Genomic DNA, 15945 nt, shown 5'->3' on the forward strand with positions numbered 1-15945 from the left:
CTACCCCTCAATCTTTATCCCGTAGAGTTTTATTAAAGTGTAAAAAGCTATTGCTGGAACGAAGGTAAATTGAAATATCATAGTAGATAGGATAGCAAATTGAATTACTGCTGCTTTAAGGGGCAAAACCCCTGCAATAAGCAGACCTACCATTACTCCCGGAATGTGGACTATACCAGAAGAACGAAACATATCTCTAACGGGAGTAGTAATATCTAAGATAAGTTCTCTGAATATCGGCTTGAATATCTCCACACTGTTTGCTCCAAGAGCTGCCATTCCTAAGATTAAGTCTTCAACATCCTTAAGCCTTCGCTTGTAGTAGCTAAAAGAAAGGGACAAACTCCTCATTCCAGAAGCAGCTATTATTCCTGCAAGGGGGATTATGCTGTTTGCTTTCAAAGTTAAAATGCCAACGGTGTAAAGAACAAAAAGTGAAATGGTAGAAATGATGGAAATCGAAAAGAGAATAGTCAGAAAGACTTTAAACTTACTGTAAGAGGTGAACTGAAACCTTCGCAAAGTTATAAGGGAAGCGTTTACGAAAAAAAGAATTGTCAACAAAAGATTTATGAGTTCCTGCTTTAAGTCTAAAAGGAAAAGTATTACAAATCCAACACCAACAAGCTGAATAATTGAAAGAAAAGAAGAAAAAAGCAGATCTTTCCAAAAACCTATTCCATTTTTTATGTCAAAAAAGACGGTAGCAAGTATTAAGAAGTAAGCAAAGAGAACGATGAGAAGCTCGTGTTCACCCATTAGCATATCCTTGGAAGGGGATCTTCCTCAAGAAGTTCTAGTCTTCTTTCTCCACCAATGGAAGTAATTAAATGAACTCCTTGAAATTCATCTGTAACTTCTCCGATAATTTTTGCTTCTTTTCCAAGAGGATTCTGACGAAGTTTCCCTAAGACTTTTTCTGCTTCCCTTTTATCAACAATAATTACTGCTTTTCCCTCGTTTGCCAAGTATAAAGGATCGTATCCAAGCATATCGCAAACAAAACGAACCTCTTCCCTAATGGGAAGTCTTTCTTCAAATAGTCTAACTCCAAGTTTTGAGTGTTCAGAAAACTCTATTAAAACTGTTGCTACGCCGCCTCTTGTTGGGTCTCTCATCCATCTAATACCTTCTACTTCAAAGAGAGGAACAAGTAGATTATTGAGTGGTGCACAGTCACTTATTACACCTGACTCAATCTCAAACTCTTCCCTTGCTAAAGAGACTGCTATTCCATGATCCCCTATATATCCTGAGACAATTACAACGTCTCCAGGTTTTGCAAAGGTGGGAGAAAAAGTTCTAACAATTTCTCCAACTCCGGTTGTATTTATGTAGATACCGTCACACTTTCCTTTTTCTACAACTTTTGTATCTCCCGCGACTATTTTAACGTTTGCTTTTTTGGCAGTTTCTGCCATACTTTTTACAACTTTTTCTAGGTCTTCGAACGGCAATCCTTCTTCCAAGATAAAACCAACAGAAATAAAAGAAGGTATAGCGCCACTTACCGTTAAATCGTTTACTGTTCCTGAGATGCTTAGCTTACCAATATCTCCCCCAGGGAAAAAGTAAGGACTAATTACGTAAGAGTCAGTTGTCATAGCTATTTTGTTGCTATTTATCTTTAAATAGGAGGCATCCCGTAAAGATGTAAGCTCAGGAAATGAGAAGTGTTTTAAAAAGAGTTCTTCTATTAGCTCCCTGGTTAACTTTCCTCCACTTCCGTGCCCGATTTCTATCCTCAACTTACACCTCCAAGAGCAAGTAAAAACGGGGCTACAGCTATACTACTATCAAGTCTATCAAGAACCCCACCGTGTCCGGGTATGATGTGACCGGAATCTTTGACATCAAAAACTCTTTTTATATAACTTTCAATTAAGTCTCCAATTTGGGAAATAAAAGTAAGTACAAAGAGAATAAAAACATAAAAGAAAGAAATTTCCAGTATTCCAAGATGGTTTCCTATTATTAAGGAAGTTATTACTCCTCCGATAGCTCCTCCAATAGCCCCAGCAACAGTCTTTTTGGGACTTATTTCAGGAATGAGTTTCTTTTTCCCAAAGTATTTACCTACAAGATAGGCAAAGGTATCGGTAGACCAGACAATGCTTAAAAGGAGAAGAAAATAGGGCTTAGGAAGTTTAGCAATCGCCACAATTCCAATAAGCAAATACACAAAAAAACCAGTTATTCCTAAAAATCTCTCAGGCACTTTGCCTTCAATTATAACGAAATAGCTAAAAAGAAAAACTACGGCAACGGTAGGGAGAATAAAGTTAAAAGTTTTTAGGTGAACCCCTATGAAAAAAAGAATAGAAAAAATAACTGTTACTGCTGTTTTGTTATCCTTGAAAGGTGTAAACTCACAAAGTTCAGAAACCATCCCAACACCAAGAAGGTAAACCAAAGAAACATAAAAACTTTTTGGAGAAGCAACCATAAAAGAAGCGTAAAGAACTACTAAAATGGTACCTAAGATCCTCTCTCTCATTTGATACCGCCAAACCTTCTTTCTCTTTTCTTAAAGTCTTCTATTGCTCTTTTGAATTCTTCTTCTGTAAAGTCTGGCCATAAAGTTTTTGTAAACCAAAGCTCTGTGTAGGCAGACTGCCACAGGAGAAAGTTTGAAATCCTAAGCTCTCCACTTGTTCTTATAAGAAGATCAAGGTCTGGAAGTTCTGGAAAGTAGAGATACTTTCTAATAACTCCTTCTGTGATATCCTTTTCTCCAGCTTTTATAGCCCTGTTTACAGCGTCAAGAATTTCTTGTTTTCCGCCATAATTTACTGCAAACACAGTCACCATTTTATTGCAGTGAAGGGTCTCCCTTTCTAAACGTTTAAAACCTTCTTGAAGGTATTCTGGAAGTTGCCAAATCCTTCCTATCACCTTGAAACGAATGTTGTTCTCAAGAAACATAGGAAGTTTGGTTTGAATGTATTCGTACATTAAATGAAAAAGAAAGTTTACCTCCTCTTTAGGTCTTTTCCAATTTTCAGTAGAAAAAGCATAGAGAGATAGGTACTTTATTCCTAGCTTTGCTGCAGCAATTATTATCCTTTCTGTTGTTTTCGCACCTTCTTCATGTCCTTTTATTCTTGGAAAACCTCTCTTAGTAGCCCATCTACCGTTTCCGTCCATTATTATTCCAACATGAACGGGAAGATTCATAGTTTCTCCTTAGAATCTGTGGTTGTAGGGACTATCGTTTCGTAAATAATCTATAAAGTTAGCAAGTTCCTGCGTCTTTCCAACAAGCATAAAGTGGATTCCCCTTCCGAATTCCAAAACTGCATGGGCAATGTCTATGATATAGTCCCAACCATACTGAGCAGGATCCATAGCTTTCTCTAGACCTTCTATAAGTTTGTCCGGAACAGAACTTGGATTTAGACTTTTCATAAAGTTAGCCATTTTTAGACTTTTTATGGGAAGAAGACCTATTATCGGAACTGCTCCAAATTCTTCTACTAAATCATTCACCTCTTCTGCAACTTTCACATCGTAGATGGGCTGAGTTTGAATAAAAGAAGCCCCAGCGTCTATTTTCTTCTTAAGTTTTATTTCTTGTAAAACTTTTGGACCTGCAAAAGGGTTATAAACTGCTCCAACCGTAAATTCCAATTTACCCTTTACTTCTTTTCCATTTAAAAGTTTTCCGCTTTCTAAAATCTTTGCAATTTCAATAAGCTGAACGGAGTCTACGTCGAAAACGGGTTTAGCTTTTGGTTCATCTCCTAAGCTTGTAAAGTCTCCAGTCATAAGACAAATGTTCTTCACTCCGAGTGCTGCAGCTCCCAAAAGATCCGATTGTAGTGCTATCCGGTTTCTGTCTCTACATGTAAGCTGCAAAATAGGATCGAATCCATAGTCAAGAAGGAACTTTGCCATTACCAATGAGGACATTCTTACCATAGAACGTTGGTTGTCTGTTATGTTAAAAGCATCAACTTTGCCTTTTAAAGGTTCTATTCCTTTAATTACTGATTTCCAATCTGTTCCTCTTGGAGGGGCTATTTCTGCAGTTATTATGAACTTTCCATTTTTCAACTTTTCTGAAAAGTTCAAGTTGTTTCCTCCACTTCCAGTTTTCTTGGGTAAACAGCCAGTCTATAATCTTTAAAAGGAGCTCTTTCTCTTAAGACTTCTAACTTTTGTAAACCCTCTAAACGCTCGGCAATTTTATACCAGATACAAGGAATAGAGGAGTCAACTTCGCACTTTCCGTTTATTGCTCCGCCACATGGACCGTTCACCAAGGACTTAGGACACCTTGCTACTGGGCAGATACCCCCAGTATCCGAAATAATACAATCACCACAGGCTATACAGTACTCGTCAAAGTATTTTCCTTCTTTTTCTGCTCCTATAAACAGAGTACTTACTCCTGTGATTACAGGAAGATTGGTGTTCTCTGCTATAACCTGTGTTCCTGCTCCACAAGCTAAGGATATTACAACTTCACAACCTTTTTCAATTTCAAGGAGAGGCTTTGAAACTTTTTCCAAAATACACGTTCCACCTGGACTTTTTACACTGATAACCTCAAAACCTTCCTTCTCCAAACTATTTTTAAGTTGGAGTGCTTCCTTTAGTCCTCCGTTCTTACACCTTGCAGACCCTAGCTCACACCCAAAAATGGCGATTTTTTTGAAACCTCTTAAGTTTTTTAGGATTTCACTTAAAGGTTTGATCTTAACAACTACCACTTCTTACTCCCCGTGGAAGTAGATTTTCACGCTTGCCTTTTTCTTGATGGAGTCAAGGTACTCTTTAAGAGCTTTTCTAAATCTCTTCATGTAGAGTTCTTTCCTTATTTCATCTTTATTGCATCCTTCCTTTTCTTCTTTCTTGACGTACACTAGGTAGTATCCGTTATCTCCTTTAACAACTTTGTACTTTCCCGGTTTTATAGACCAAACTGTAGAGTCAACAGGTTCTATTAACATTCCTTTCTTAACTTTTCCTACATATCCACCACGTTTTGCAGTAACGGGATCTTCTGAAAACTCTTTTGCAACTTTTTCAAAGGGCTTTTGTGATGCTAGAAGTTTCTCTATTTCCTTTAATTTTTCAGAGGAAGTCACAAAAATATAGTAAACTTCCCTTAAAACGTTACCTTTCTTAGCTCTGCATACTTTTTCCACCTCTAAACCAGAAACTCTAACTTTTGACCTTACATTCTTTCCGATAAGTTTGGATATCAAGATCTGTTCTTTAATCTTTTCTTTAACTTCCTCGAGGGTAAGTCTTTCCTTCTCCAAGGCTTTTATAAACTCTTTATCAGAGATAAATCCATTACTCTTTTTCAAATCTTTTAAGGCATCCTCTATCTCTTTGTCGGAAACTCTTATTCCCTCACTCTTGGCTTCAGTTAAGAGCATCTTTTTCTCTATTAAGGAGTTTAAAGCTACCTTTAAGTCTGTAATTCCGTTTTCCTTAGCATAGCTCTTAAGCTCGCTGTAAAGAACTGGTTCGTCATTTACAACAGCTACAATGTAGTCAACAACCTTAGCCTTTAATGGCAGGAAGGGAATAAACAGAAGAAAAAGGAGAACGACTACTTTCCTCCATACCATCAGTAGAACACCTCTACCTTGTTTCTTTTCTTTAGATCCTCTATAAACCTGTTAAAAGCAGCCATAAGAGCTTCCCGTCTCTTTTGCTCTTTTAGAGTTTGAATTATAAACGGTTTTAAGGATTCAAAAGGTATTTGTTTACCATTTGCATCGATAAACCGAGTTTTGTTTCTTTCATAAAAAGCTCTTGCTTCTTTCTCAGAGATATTTATTTCTTCTAAATTTAAGATGTTTCTTGAGCAAGGCATTGATTATTATCTTTTTTTTAGCTTCTTCAATTTGTTTTCTTACCTTAGGATTTTGAGGAATACCTTCTTTTTGAGCTTCCTGAAAGAGAAGTTCCTGATTTATTAAAGTCTCTAAAACTCTTTTCCTGAATTCAGTATTTCCTTTTACGGAAGAATATTTTTCGGGTAGGCTATTTAGAGCCTTGTTTAAATCCGATTCTGTGATAGGCTTTCCGTTAACCTTAGCCAATACCTTGTCTCCGGCAAGAGAGTTTGAACTTACTAGTGCTATAATTGCAGTTGCCAAGACTAGCTTTTTCATGGAATCCTCCAATATAGTGAATTCTTGTTAAACTTATTGAAGGTTTCATAGATTTGCAAAGTAGGTTAAATTTTCATAATTTACCAACGCAAACTTTATCTTGCAGGTTAAAAGATGAAAAGGAGAATCAACCTTAATGAGATAACCCAGAAAGAGCCTATGAAGGTTGATACGGAAATTCAACCATCAATCATGGATTTGCCGAAAGAGGAGGTTATTTCATCTACGCCTTTTAAACTTCGCATAGAGGTTTACAAAAAGCCTGTTGGCTACGATGTTTATGGGAAGATTGAGGGTGAAGTAGAACTTCTCTGTAGTAGATGTAACAAAAAGTTTAAGGAAAAACTTAATAAAAACTTTTACTACCAACTTATACCGACGTCAGAGATTGCTGGTGGAGAGATAAAATCTTCCGATCTTGATATAAAATTCTCTGACGAAAATTTCTTGGATCTTGCAGAGGTTGTAAAAGAGCAGATTTTGCTTAATCTTCCTGTAAAACCTTTATGTAGTGAAAACTGTGAGTATTCAACTTTTGAAGTTGGAGAAAAACCAGAGACTTTTGAAGAGGAAACCCAAGAGGTCGATAGACGCTGGGAAAAACTAAAAGCTCTTAGAGATAAACTTAAGAGGAAGGAGTGAAAGATGGCAGTTCCAAAGAGGAAAGTATCAAGGACAAGAAGAGACAAAAGGAGAACACACTGGAAAGCACAAAAACCAGCACTTTCAGTATGTCCAAACTGCTACAGCCCTAAGCTTCCTCATAGGGTTTGTAAATCCTGTGGCTATTACAAGGGAGAAGTTGTTGTAGAGGTAGAGGAATAAATGAAAGTTGTTCTGGATGCTATGGGGGGAGATTTTGCCCCCCAAGTTCCAGTTGAAGGGGCTATTCAAGCAGCTAAAGAGTTTAACATTTCTGTTATCTTAGTTGGAGATGAAGGAACTATAAAAAAGGAACTATCTAAATATTCTTATCCTAAGGGAAAAATAGAGATTGTCCATGCTGAAGATCAGGTTTTAATGGACGAACAGCCATCAAAGGCTCTGAAAAAGAAAAACTCTTCTATTCATATTGGAACTAAGCTTTTAAAGGATGGACTTGCAGATGCTTTCTTAAGTGCAGGAAATACCGGTGCAGTAATGGCTATATCCCTTTTTACTCTTGGAAGAATTAAAGGAGTGGAAAGACCGGCGATTTCAACGATACTTCCTAATCAGAACGGGAAAACTTTCCTCCTCGACGTTGGTGCAAACGTTGACTGTAAGCCCTATCATCTTCTCCAATTCGCAATAATGGGTGAAGCATACGCGAAATATGTTCTAGGAGAAAAAAATCCTAGAGTAGGACTTCTGAATATTGGAGAGGAAGAAACTAAAGGGAATGAATTGACTAAAGAAGCGTATAAACTTTTAAAGGAAGCTAGAAAAAAGGGATTAAACTTTGTTGGAAATGCTGAAGGTAGGGATATTTATTCTGGAAAGTTTGATGTTATAGTATGTGATGGCTTTGTAGGAAATGTAGCATTAAAACTTAGTGAAAGTCTTGCGAAAATTTTAGCTCAAATCCTAAAGGAAGAGATTGAAGGACATTTTATTTCAAAAATAAGTGCTATTACTTTAAAACCTGCAATAAAAGGGTTTAAAAAGAGAACGGATTACGCAGAATGGGGTGGAGCACCCCTTTTAGGAATCAGAAAGCCTGTAATAATATCACATGGAAGTTCAAATGCAAAAGCTATAAAAAATGCCATTAGAGTCGCTTCTCAATTTGCTAAATCCAACCTTGATGAGCACATAGAGAAAAATATTGAAAAGTACGGGAAACAGGATGGGTATTAAGATAGTCTCTACAGGATCTTACGTTCCATCTAAGGTTCTCACGAACTTTGATCTTGAGAAGATGGTAGACACATCTGATGAATGGATAACAACTAGGACTGGAATAAGAGAAAGGAGAATTAGCGATAAGGAAACAACTTCTAGCCTTGCGGTAAAGGCATCATTGAAAGCCTTAGAAGGTAGAAACCCTCAAGAGTTGGATTTAATAGTAGTAGCAACTGCTACTCCTGACGCTTTTTTCCCTTCTACTGCCTGTAAAGTTCAAGCAGAACTAAACAATAAGAAGGCAATTGCCTTTGATGTTTCTGCTGCCTGTACTGGTTTCATCTATGCCCTTTACATTGCAGATTCAATAATGAGGAGTAAAAAACTGAAAAAAGCTCTTGTCATTGGTGCGGAAAGGTTTTCAAAGATAGTTGATTGGGGTGATAGAAGTACATGTATCCTTTTTGGTGATGGAGCAGGATCTGTTTTACTCGAAAAGGACGAGGAAGAAGGAATATTAGGTTTTGACCTTGGATCAGATGGTTCTTATGGAGAATTTCTTTACGTTTCATCCGTTGGTTCAAATGAAGAGTATCCTTTTTACGTAAAAATGAAAGGGAATGAAGTCTTCAAAGTAGCAGTTAGAACTATGGTTGAGTCGGCAAAGAGAGTTCTTGAAAAGACGGGGATATCCTCGAAAGAAATAAAACTGCTTATCCCACATCAGGCAAACCTCAGGATAATAAATGCTATAGCAGAGAGACTAGGAATAGACAATGGAAAGATATTCGTAAATTTAAATAAATACGGTAATACAAGCGCAGCTTCCGTTCCTCTTGCTTTGGATGAGGCTGTAAAAGAAGGTAGAGCGAAGAAAGGTGATCTTGTTCTACTTGTAGCTTTTGGTGGTGGTTTTACGTGGGGATCGTGTGTTTTACGTTTATAACTTGAAAGTGGAGGGAAGATGATAAAGACGAGAGTTTGTGAACTTTTAGACATAGAGTATCCTGTACTACAGGGTGGGATGGCTTGGATAGCGGATGCAAAGCTTGCAGCTGCCGTTTCGAACGCAGGAGGACTTGGAATAATTGCTGGTGGAAATAGAAGTGCGGATGAGCTTAGAGAAGAAATTAGAAAATGTAAGGAGCTTACAGATAAGCCTTTTGGCGTTAACATAATGCTTATGATGCCTAATGCCGAAGAAATTGTTAAAGTTTGTTTAGAAGAAGGAGTCTCTGTTGTAACAACAGGAGCGGGAAATCCTGGAAAGTACATTCCAGCCTTTAAAGAGAAAGGGATAAAAGTTATTCCTGTCGTTGCTAGCGATGCACTTGCAAAACGTATGGAAAGAATAGGCTGTGATGCTGTGATTGCAGAAGGTATGGAAGCTGGAGGACACATAGGTAAGCTTACAACTATGGTGCTAATTCCTTCCATTGTAAGGGCTGTAAACATTCCCGTAATTGCTGCAGGTGGCATTGCTTTAGGAGAACAAGCGGCTGCTGCATTTGCTCTAGGGGCTGAAGGTATTCAAGTTGGAACAAGGTTTTTAGCCGCAAAAGAGTGTAACGTTCATCCAAACTACAAGCAAAAGGTTTTAAAGGCAAGGTTTAACCAGATTACTGTAACTGGGCTTACTACAGGACATCCTGTTAGACTTATTGAAAATAAGCTTACGAAGAAGTTTGCAGAACTTGAGTTCTCCGGAGCTTCAAAAGAAGAACTAGAAGAACTTGGGAAAGGAAGGTTAAGACTTGCTGCTGAGAAAGGTGATGTTGACTGGGGTTCTGTAATGGCAGGACAGGTTGTTGGATATATAAATAAGGAAGAAACAGCAGAAGAAATAATTAAAGACATTATGGAAGGAGCTGAGAAAGTTCTAAAAGAACTTTGTAATCGTTACGCAGAATAAGAAAGCGAGGTTAGAAAGGTGAAGTTAATAGAAGGAAAGCTAAAAGCAGAAGGGATAAAGTTTGCAATAGTTGTTAGTAGATTTAATTCTTTTATTACAGAAAGGTTATTGGAAGGTGCAATAGACTGTATAGTTAGGCACGGTGGGAAGGAAGAAGATATAACAGTTGTAAAAGTACCGGGAGCTTTTGAACTACCATTGGTTGCTAAAAGACTTGCAAAGATGGACTTTGATGCAGTTATAGCTCTTGGGGCAGTGATAAGAGGAGAAACTCCTCACTTTGACTACGTTGCAGCAGAGGTTAGCAAAGGTATTGCAACTGTATCCTTAGAAGCTGAAAAGCCTGTAGCTTTTGGAGTTCTCACAACCGATACAGTAGAACAGGCAATAGATAGAGCTGGAACGAAAGCTGGAAACAAGGGGTGGGAAGCGGCTCTATCTGCCATAGAAATGGTAAACGTTCTGAGGGAGATCTCATGACCAACAAAGATAAAATGAAGGCAAGGGAACACGCTTTTTTAATGATGTATCAATACGATCTTGGAAAATTGTCTCCAGAAGAAGTTATTCTTAACTATTGGGAAGATAACAAGGAAAAAGAAGAAGTTAAACAAATGGCAAATAGACTTTTTGAAAAAGCGGTGAAGAATCAAAAGTCTATTGATATGGAAATATCTAAGTACCTTAAAAAAGGTTGGTTTATATCAAGACTCTTACCTATGGATAGATCTATTTTGAGAGTGGCTACATATGAAATACTAAATGAAAACTACTCTCCAGTTGAAGCAGTCATAAACGATGCAATAGAGCTTGCTAAGGTTTTTGGGGAAGACCCTAAATCTTCCAAATTTATCAATGCTATCTTAGATAAAATAGCAAAATCCAAGGCAAATCAATGAAATTAGGTCTTCTTGCTGGTAGTGGAGAACTTCCTTTAGAATTCCTTAAATCTGCCAAAAGCAAAGGTCATGAAGCAATTACTTTTGCCCTTGCAGGAATTACATCTCCTGAGGTAGAAAGATTATCTTACAAGGTTATTTGGATAAAACCTTTTAAACTTGGAAAATTCCTAAAAGAACTTTCAAAAGAAAAGGTAGAAGAAATCGCTATTTTAGGGAAGGTAGAACATAAGAATGCTCTTTCAATTACAGGTTTAGACCTAAAGGGTATTTCTTTTTTATTCTCTTTAAAAGAGAAAAAGCCTGAAACAATATTAAGAGGAATAATTAAAGAGATTGAAAAAGAAGGTGTAAAAGTTATAGATCCAACTCCTTACCTTTCCCATCTTTTATGTGAAAAAGGAGTTATTTTTGGGAAACTTACTCAAGATTTAGCTGAAGAAGCAGAATTTGGAATGAAGGTAGCTAAGGAAATTGCTTCCTTAGATATTGGACAAACGGTTGTTATTAAAGACAAAGCTGTAATTGCTGTTGAGGGAGTAGAAGGAACGGATAAGTGTATAGAGAGAGGGGCAGAACTGGCAGGGAAGGATTTTATCGTATGTAAAGCTGCTAGAAAGAAACAAGATATGAGAATAGATGTTCCAACAGTTGGAGAAAAGACAGTAGAACTTGTCGGAAAGTTAGGGGGAAAAGCAATATTTTTTGAGGCCGGAAAGACGTATTTTCTTAATAAAGAAAAGATAAAGATTCTTGCAAAGAAATATAACCTTGTTATAGCTTCTGTTTAGTTCTTTAAATACCTTCAACATTAAAAATTTGTAAAATAATGTTCACTTAATATCAAATTCCTAAGGAGGTGAGTGGTGACGCTTGAGAAAAAATTAAGAAAAAATTTTCTATTTTCATTCTTTGCGCTGTTTGTTCCCGTTTTGGTCTTAGCGTTTTTACTAATTACAAATGCTTACAAACAGTATGAAGAGGCGAATTCTCTAGAAAAAAGCATAATTCTTTCTACAAAAATTTCTGCTGTTATCCACGAGCTTCAGAAAGAAAGGGGAAGAACTGCTGGTTTCTTAGGAAGTGGGGGTAAAGAATTTATTGAAGAGCTTAGAACTCAAAGAACTATTACAGATGAGAAAATAAGGGAACTTAAGAACTTCTTTGATATAAGATACTTATCTTCCTTACCTGCTAAATCCCAGCAAATAATTAAAGAAGTAATTTCAACAGAATTAAACTCTTTAACAGAAATAAGACTGAAAGTTGATAAACAAAAGATTTCTGTAAAAGAAGCTATTAATTTTAACCTTTTAAACTCTATAGGCATGATTGCTAAATATGCTTCAGATGCTAAAGTTTCTCGGGAACTTATTGCTTATACAGACTTGATTCTTGTTAAGGAAAAAATGGGACTTGAAAGGGCTATTTTGTCAATTGCTTTTACTAAAGATATATTTACAAAAAAACTTTTTGAAAAATTTCTCTATTTCAAAGCCGAACAGTTAGCTTTTATAAGAGCTTTTAAACTGACAGCTCCTGAAGAGGTAGTGAAGTTTTATGAAAAGACTTTGAAAGGGGAAGCTGTTGATGAAGTTGATAGAATGGAAAGGTTAGCCCTAGCAACACCATTCACCGGAAACTTTAACGTTGATCCAAACTATTGGTTCAATACAATAACCAAGAAAATTAACCTCGTGAAAAAAGTTGAGGATTTTGTATCTCAGAAGCTAATATAAAATCAAAATTGAGAAGAAAAAAGAACTAGCTGTAACGATTGCTATTTCTGTATTCGTTTTTCTTATAATCCATTTAATAAATTATCTACAGATTAGTGGTTAGGTCCACAAAAGATGGAAAAGTGTAAGGTTTTAGTAGTAGAGGATGATGATATTCAGAGAGAACTTTTAAAGGAGATTTCAGAGGAGGCAGGATTTTCTGTCCTTGCTTCCTCTACTGCTGAGAATGGACTAAAAATGGCGTTAAAAGAAAACCCTTTGGTTGTTGTTAGTGATGTAAGACTTCCCGGAACGGACGGTCTTGAGTTTCTAAAACAGTTAAAAGAAAAAGTTGAAAATGTGGAAGTAATAGTAATTACTGCTTTTAGTAGCGTTGAAGATGCAGTCAATGCAATTAAAGCCGGTGCATTCCACTATATTACCAAGCCCTTTGACCCCGAAGTGTTGATAAACTTAATAAATAAAGCTTGCCAACTTGCAAAATTAAGAAGTTTCCCAAAGATAGAAAAAGATGTAGTATTTGCCTCAAAGGTAATGGAGGAAATCTTAAAAAAAGCGTTCCTTTTTGCAAAAACAGAAGCTCCTATCTTAATCTTAGGAGAAAGTGGAGTAGGTAAGGAAGTTCTGGCAAGGTTTATTCATAAGGAAAGTGGAAGAAAAGGAAAATTTGTTTCTGTTAACTGTGCAGCAATTCCATCTGAACTTTTTGAAAGTGAGCTTTTCGGATATGAGAAAGGAGCCTTTACAGGAGCTCTACGTTCAAAACCAGGACTTTTTGAAGAAGCTGATGGAGGAACCATATTCTTAGACGAAATAGGAGAACTTCCTCTACACCTTCAAGTAAAGCTTTTACGGGTTCTTCAAGAAAAGGAAGTTAGAAGAGTGGGGTCTACCAATTGTAAGAAAGTAGATGTAAAGGTTATCGCTGCTACAAATCAGAATTTAGAAAAACTTGTTGAAGAAGGAAAGTTCAGAGAAGATCTTTACTATAGATTGAACGTTTTAACTTTAAAAGTTCCTCCATTAAGAGAGCGGCCTGAAGATATCTTAGAACTTACAGGATATTTTCTTAAAAAATATGAAAAAAAGTATGGCAAGAAAGTGGAAATAACTCCTGAGGCATTAGAGATACTTTTAAACTATAACTTTCCTGGAAACGTTAGAGAACTTGAAAATTTAATTCACCGTTTAGTTATTACAACCTCTAAAATAGAACCTAAGGATTTAGAGGATCTTAAAAATAAAGAGAAACCTTGTGAAGAAATAGATTTTTCCAAACCTTTGCCAGAAAAACTCAGAGAGTTAGAAAAAAGAATGATAGAGGAAGCTCTTAAAAGAACGAACTATGTTCAATTGAAGGCTGCAAAGCTACTTGGAATAGACGAAAAGTCTCTAAGGTACAAAAGGAAAAAGTACGGAATATGAAAAAATATCTTGTCCTTATAGGTTTACTTCTTGGTCTATTTGTAGCAGTTCTTTCAAACCTATATTTTTTGGGGCAAGAGTTAAAAAGCTTTTACCTAATAGTGGTAAAGGAAGAAACCTCGAGGGTAAAGTCGGTAATAGAGGGAACAATAGCTGGTGGTGGAGACCCTGTTGAGGCTTTATCCTCCTACATGGAGAACTCGAAATTTCTGAAGGGAGCCACTTTTAAACTGGAAGGTAGAGAAGTAATCGTTCCTGGTTCAGATATATCGAAAGATTACTACTCTGAGTCGTTAAAGGTTTCTCCTTTCTATTTTACTCTTTATTTTGACTTTTCCTATGTCAAGGAATTCAATAGGCATCTCACTTATACGGTCGTCACCCTTTTGTTTTTCAGTCTGTTATTCACTCTTATTACAGTTTTACTTGTTAGAGAATATTTTAGGGAAAAACTTCTCTTTGAAAAGGAAAAACAGGAAAGAGAGAAACTTGAGAGTATCAATCTAGTAATACATTCTTTAATTCACGAAGTTAAAAATCGACTCAATGTTTTAAGGCTTCTTGTTTATAGGCTAAAAAATACTCTTGATAAAGTCTACTTAGATAAGCTACAAGGGGAAATAGATAAACTTGGTAAATACGTTGAAGAAACAGCTAATCTGAGAAAACCCATTACCATTTCAAAGAGTACGGTAAGTACAAAAGACCTTATAAATGAAGCTGTTTCTAAATTTGAGGAATTATTGGAAAACAAGGAAATTATTCTGGAGATTACTGTTGAAGATAAAAAGTTAAGAGTTGATTATGAAAAAATGGTTTCTGTTCTCATAGACCTTCTGAAAAACGCTATAGAAGCTTTAGGGAAAAAAGAAAACAAGAAGATAAAGATAGTAGGAAGGGAAGAAAAAAATTTCTTTACCATTTTGGTGATGGATAGTGGAGGAACTTTAGACAGTAAAAATCTTTTTAAACCTTTTTACTCGACTAAAGAAAAAGGATTTGGTCTTGGGCTTTACAATGCTAAAAGAATTGTAGAAGCTCACGGAGGACAAATAGAAGCTTTTACCGAAAAAGGGTGGACAGTTTTTAAAATTTCTCTTCCAAGTTCTTAAGTTTCGGAAAAATTTCCGACCTTATCCATCTATTTCGGAAAAAGCTCCGAATTATTCTCTCAGAACATGTTGTCTCTTTTACTTTTAAATTTGGCACGAAATTTGCTTAAAGTGTGTTAGAAAACAGTTTTAGGAGGTAAAGCCTTAGCTTTACCGGTAGTACTCTTAACTTTTGGAGGTGACAAGAAGGCAAATTCTCAAAATTTTAAGACTTACGGAATGTATTACGTGGAGAACCTTCCAAAGCAAAGCTTATCAGAAGAAGAAATAAGAGATCTTCTCTATATGAGAGAGGAAGAAAAGCTTGCTAGAGATGTGTATTTAACACTATCAAAGATTTACCCTATACCGGTATTTAGAAACATTGCCAAGTCTGAACAGCAACATATGAACATGGTAGGGGTTCTTATCAGAAAGTACAACTTAGAAGATCCAGTTAAAGAAACGGGAAACAGAATTGGGGTATTTAAGGATCAAAAGCTACAAAAACTTTATAACCAGCTTGTAGAAAAAGGAAAAAGATCTTTAATAGACGCTTTGCAGGTTGGGGCAACTATTGAGGATGTTGATATTAAGGATCTTGAAGATGCGATAGAAAGGACAGACAACAAAGATATTAAGGTCGTTTATCAGAATTTGATGAAAGGTTCAAGAAACCATATAAGAGCTTTTGTCAGGATTCTTAGAAGGTTTGGAGGAGATTACAAGCCCCAGTTTATTTCTGAGAAAGAATTTAAGAAGATACTTTCTACTAAGCACGAAGCAGGATTTTATGGAGTAAACGGTTCTCTATATCCTTCAATTTCCATAAATAAGATAGAAGGAACGGTGAAAAAAGTTAAAAAGGTTCCAGGTTGGGGAAGGAAAAGGATAGATTGGTGGGTTTTAGAAGTTGAAACT

The 15945-nt window shown here is 36.3% G+C and carries 21 protein-coding genes; 12 read left to right on the top strand and 9 right to left on the bottom strand.

Annotation, left to right across the window (positions count from 1 at the left end; genetic code table 11):
* Genes ABGX27_08640 through ABGX27_08680 form a run of 9 tightly spaced genes read right to left on the bottom strand, consistent with a single transcriptional unit; the run spans position 1 to position 6134 of the window.
* Positions 1 to 759, bottom strand: a complete 759-nt coding sequence (locus ABGX27_08640; GenBank protein MEO2069555.1) for an ABC transporter permease — start codon at positions 757 to 759, stop codon at positions 1 to 3.
* Positions 759 to 1748, bottom strand: coding sequence for a hydrogenase expression/formation protein HypE (gene hypE / locus ABGX27_08645; protein MEO2069556.1), 990 nt, complete (start codon positions 1746 to 1748; stop codon positions 759 to 761). Before hypE ends, ABGX27_08640 begins: the two co-directional genes overlap by 1 nt.
* On the bottom strand, positions 1745 to 2497 hold the full coding sequence (locus tag ABGX27_08650) for a phosphatidate cytidylyltransferase (GenBank protein ID MEO2069557.1): 753 nt from the start codon (positions 2495 to 2497) through the stop codon (positions 1745 to 1747). The genes hypE and ABGX27_08650 overlap by 4 nt, the downstream gene beginning before the upstream one ends.
* Positions 2494 to 3177 carry a polyprenyl diphosphate synthase gene (gene uppS / locus ABGX27_08655; GenBank protein MEO2069558.1) on the bottom strand — a complete coding sequence of 228 codons (684 nt, stop codon included), beginning with the start codon at positions 3175 to 3177 and terminating at the stop codon, positions 2494 to 2496. Before uppS ends, ABGX27_08650 begins: the two co-directional genes overlap by 4 nt.
* A 9-nt stretch (positions 3178 to 3186) precedes the next feature.
* Positions 3187 to 4074 carry a methylenetetrahydrofolate reductase gene (locus ABGX27_08660; protein ID MEO2069559.1) on the bottom strand — a complete coding sequence of 296 codons (888 nt, stop codon included), beginning with the start codon at positions 4072 to 4074 and terminating at the stop codon, positions 3187 to 3189.
* Positions 4071 to 4715 (bottom strand): methylenetetrahydrofolate reductase C-terminal domain-containing protein, encoded by a 645-nt coding sequence (locus ABGX27_08665; protein MEO2069560.1) that lies wholly within the window; start codon positions 4713 to 4715, stop codon positions 4071 to 4073. The genes ABGX27_08660 and ABGX27_08665 overlap by 4 nt, the downstream gene beginning before the upstream one ends.
* Before the next feature lie 3 nt (positions 4716 to 4718).
* Positions 4719 to 5585: a peptidylprolyl isomerase gene (locus ABGX27_08670; GenBank protein ID MEO2069561.1), complete on the bottom strand. Its 867-nt coding sequence runs from the start codon at positions 5583 to 5585 to the stop codon at positions 4719 to 4721.
* The gene (locus tag ABGX27_08675) at positions 5585 to 5833 is read right to left on the bottom strand and encodes a hypothetical protein (GenBank protein ID MEO2069562.1); all 249 of its coding nucleotides are present in this window, start codon (positions 5831 to 5833) and stop codon (positions 5585 to 5587) included. Before ABGX27_08675 ends, ABGX27_08670 begins: the two co-directional genes overlap by 1 nt.
* Positions 5784 to 6134 carry a SurA N-terminal domain-containing protein gene (locus tag ABGX27_08680; protein MEO2069563.1) on the bottom strand — a complete coding sequence of 117 codons (351 nt, stop codon included), beginning with the start codon at positions 6132 to 6134 and terminating at the stop codon, positions 5784 to 5786. The genes ABGX27_08675 and ABGX27_08680 overlap by 50 nt, the downstream gene beginning before the upstream one ends.
* A 114-nt stretch (positions 6135 to 6248) precedes the next feature.
* Here ABGX27_08680 and ABGX27_08685 point away from each other — a divergent pair, with 114 nt between their 5' ends.
* The 12 genes from ABGX27_08685 to ABGX27_08740 all read left to right on the top strand — a co-directional run.
* Complete coding sequence (locus ABGX27_08685) at positions 6249 to 6776, top strand: DUF177 domain-containing protein (GenBank protein MEO2069564.1); 528 nt, start codon at positions 6249 to 6251, stop codon at positions 6774 to 6776.
* A 3-nt stretch (positions 6777 to 6779) separates the two neighbouring features.
* A complete protein-coding gene (rpmF, locus tag ABGX27_08690) occupies positions 6780 to 6959 on the top strand; it encodes a 50S ribosomal protein L32 (protein MEO2069565.1) in 180 nt (59 codons plus the stop codon).
* A complete protein-coding gene (gene plsX / locus ABGX27_08695; GenBank protein ID MEO2069566.1) occupies positions 6960 to 7973 on the top strand; it encodes a phosphate acyltransferase PlsX in 1014 nt (337 codons plus the stop codon). It begins immediately after the preceding gene.
* The gene (locus tag ABGX27_08700; GenBank protein MEO2069567.1) at positions 7963 to 8904 is read left to right on the top strand and encodes a beta-ketoacyl-ACP synthase III; all 942 of its coding nucleotides are present in this window, start codon (positions 7963 to 7965) and stop codon (positions 8902 to 8904) included. Before plsX ends, ABGX27_08700 begins: the two co-directional genes overlap by 11 nt.
* An 18-nt stretch (positions 8905 to 8922) precedes the next feature.
* The gene (gene fabK, locus ABGX27_08705) at positions 8923 to 9870 is read left to right on the top strand and encodes an enoyl-[acyl-carrier-protein] reductase FabK (protein ID MEO2069568.1); all 948 of its coding nucleotides are present in this window, start codon (positions 8923 to 8925) and stop codon (positions 9868 to 9870) included.
* A gap of 18 nt (positions 9871 to 9888) precedes the next feature.
* Positions 9889 to 10350 (top strand): 6,7-dimethyl-8-ribityllumazine synthase, encoded by a 462-nt coding sequence (gene ribE, locus ABGX27_08710; GenBank protein MEO2069569.1) that lies wholly within the window; start codon positions 9889 to 9891, stop codon positions 10348 to 10350.
* Entirely contained in the window at positions 10347 to 10769 is a 423-nt protein-coding gene (gene nusB, locus ABGX27_08715) for a transcription antitermination factor NusB (protein ID MEO2069570.1), read from the top strand. The genes ribE and nusB overlap by 4 nt, the downstream gene beginning before the upstream one ends.
* Positions 10766 to 11560 (top strand): UDP-2,3-diacylglucosamine diphosphatase LpxI, encoded by a 795-nt coding sequence (gene lpxI, locus ABGX27_08720; protein MEO2069571.1) that lies wholly within the window; start codon positions 10766 to 10768, stop codon positions 11558 to 11560. The genes nusB and lpxI overlap by 4 nt, the downstream gene beginning before the upstream one ends.
* 75 nt (positions 11561 to 11635) lie before the next feature.
* Positions 11636 to 12508 (top strand): nitrate- and nitrite sensing domain-containing protein, encoded by an 873-nt coding sequence (locus tag ABGX27_08725; protein MEO2069572.1) that lies wholly within the window; start codon positions 11636 to 11638, stop codon positions 12506 to 12508.
* Between the two features lie 114 nt (positions 12509 to 12622).
* Entirely contained in the window at positions 12623 to 13933 is a 1311-nt protein-coding gene (locus ABGX27_08730) for a sigma-54 dependent transcriptional regulator (GenBank protein ID MEO2069573.1), read from the top strand.
* Positions 13930 to 15045 carry a HAMP domain-containing sensor histidine kinase gene (locus ABGX27_08735; protein MEO2069574.1) on the top strand — a complete coding sequence of 372 codons (1116 nt, stop codon included), beginning with the start codon at positions 13930 to 13932 and terminating at the stop codon, positions 15043 to 15045. Before ABGX27_08730 ends, ABGX27_08735 begins: the two co-directional genes overlap by 4 nt.
* A 219-nt stretch (positions 15046 to 15264) precedes the next feature.
* On the top strand, positions 15265 to 15945 hold a 681-nt coding region (locus ABGX27_08740), incomplete at its 3' end, for a DUF2202 domain-containing protein (GenBank protein ID MEO2069575.1).

The sequence above is a fragment of the Desulfurobacteriaceae bacterium genome, assembly GCA_039832905.1.
Taxonomy (GTDB): Bacteria; Aquificota; Aquificia; order Desulfurobacteriales; family Desulfurobacteriaceae; genus Desulfurobacterium.

Bases quoted from the DNA above. Each gene is read 5' to 3' on its own strand.
- ABGX27_08670 (MEO2069561.1), bottom strand. From the start codon at position 5,585: ATGGTATGGAGGAAAGTAGTCGTTCTCCTTTTTCTTCTGTTTATTCCC.
- plsX (MEO2069566.1), top strand. From the start codon at position 6,960: ATGAAAGTTGTTCTGGATGCTATGGGGGGAGATTTTGCCCCCCAAGTT.
- lpxI (MEO2069571.1), top strand. From the start codon at position 10,766: ATGAAATTAGGTCTTCTTGCTGGTAGTGGAGAACTTCCTTTAGAATTC.
- ABGX27_08730 (MEO2069573.1), top strand. From the start codon at position 12,623: ATGGAAAAGTGTAAGGTTTTAGTAGTAGAGGATGATGATATTCAGAGA.
- rpmF (MEO2069565.1), top strand. From the start codon at position 6,780: ATGGCAGTTCCAAAGAGGAAAGTATCAAGGACAAGAAGAGACAAAAGG.
- ABGX27_08685 (MEO2069564.1), top strand. From the start codon at position 6,249: ATGAAAAGGAGAATCAACCTTAATGAGATAACCCAGAAAGAGCCTATG.
- nusB (MEO2069570.1), top strand. From the start codon at position 10,347: ATGACCAACAAAGATAAAATGAAGGCAAGGGAACACGCTTTTTTAATG.
- uppS (MEO2069558.1), bottom strand. From the start codon at position 3,177: ATGAATCTTCCCGTTCATGTTGGAATAATAATGGACGGAAACGGTAGA.
- ABGX27_08650 (MEO2069557.1), bottom strand. From the start codon at position 2,497: ATGAGAGAGAGGATCTTAGGTACCATTTTAGTAGTTCTTTACGCTTCT.
- ABGX27_08700 (MEO2069567.1), top strand. From the start codon at position 7,963: ATGGGTATTAAGATAGTCTCTACAGGATCTTACGTTCCATCTAAGGTT.
- ABGX27_08735 (MEO2069574.1), top strand. From the start codon at position 13,930: ATGAAAAAATATCTTGTCCTTATAGGTTTACTTCTTGGTCTATTTGTA.
- ABGX27_08675 (MEO2069562.1), bottom strand. From the start codon at position 5,833: ATGCCTTGCTCAAGAAACATCTTAAATTTAGAAGAAATAAATATCTCT.
- ABGX27_08640 (MEO2069555.1), bottom strand. From the start codon at position 759: ATGGGTGAACACGAGCTTCTCATCGTTCTCTTTGCTTACTTCTTAATA.
- fabK (MEO2069568.1), top strand. From the start codon at position 8,923: ATGATAAAGACGAGAGTTTGTGAACTTTTAGACATAGAGTATCCTGTA.
- ABGX27_08680 (MEO2069563.1), bottom strand. From the start codon at position 6,134: ATGAAAAAGCTAGTCTTGGCAACTGCAATTATAGCACTAGTAAGTTCA.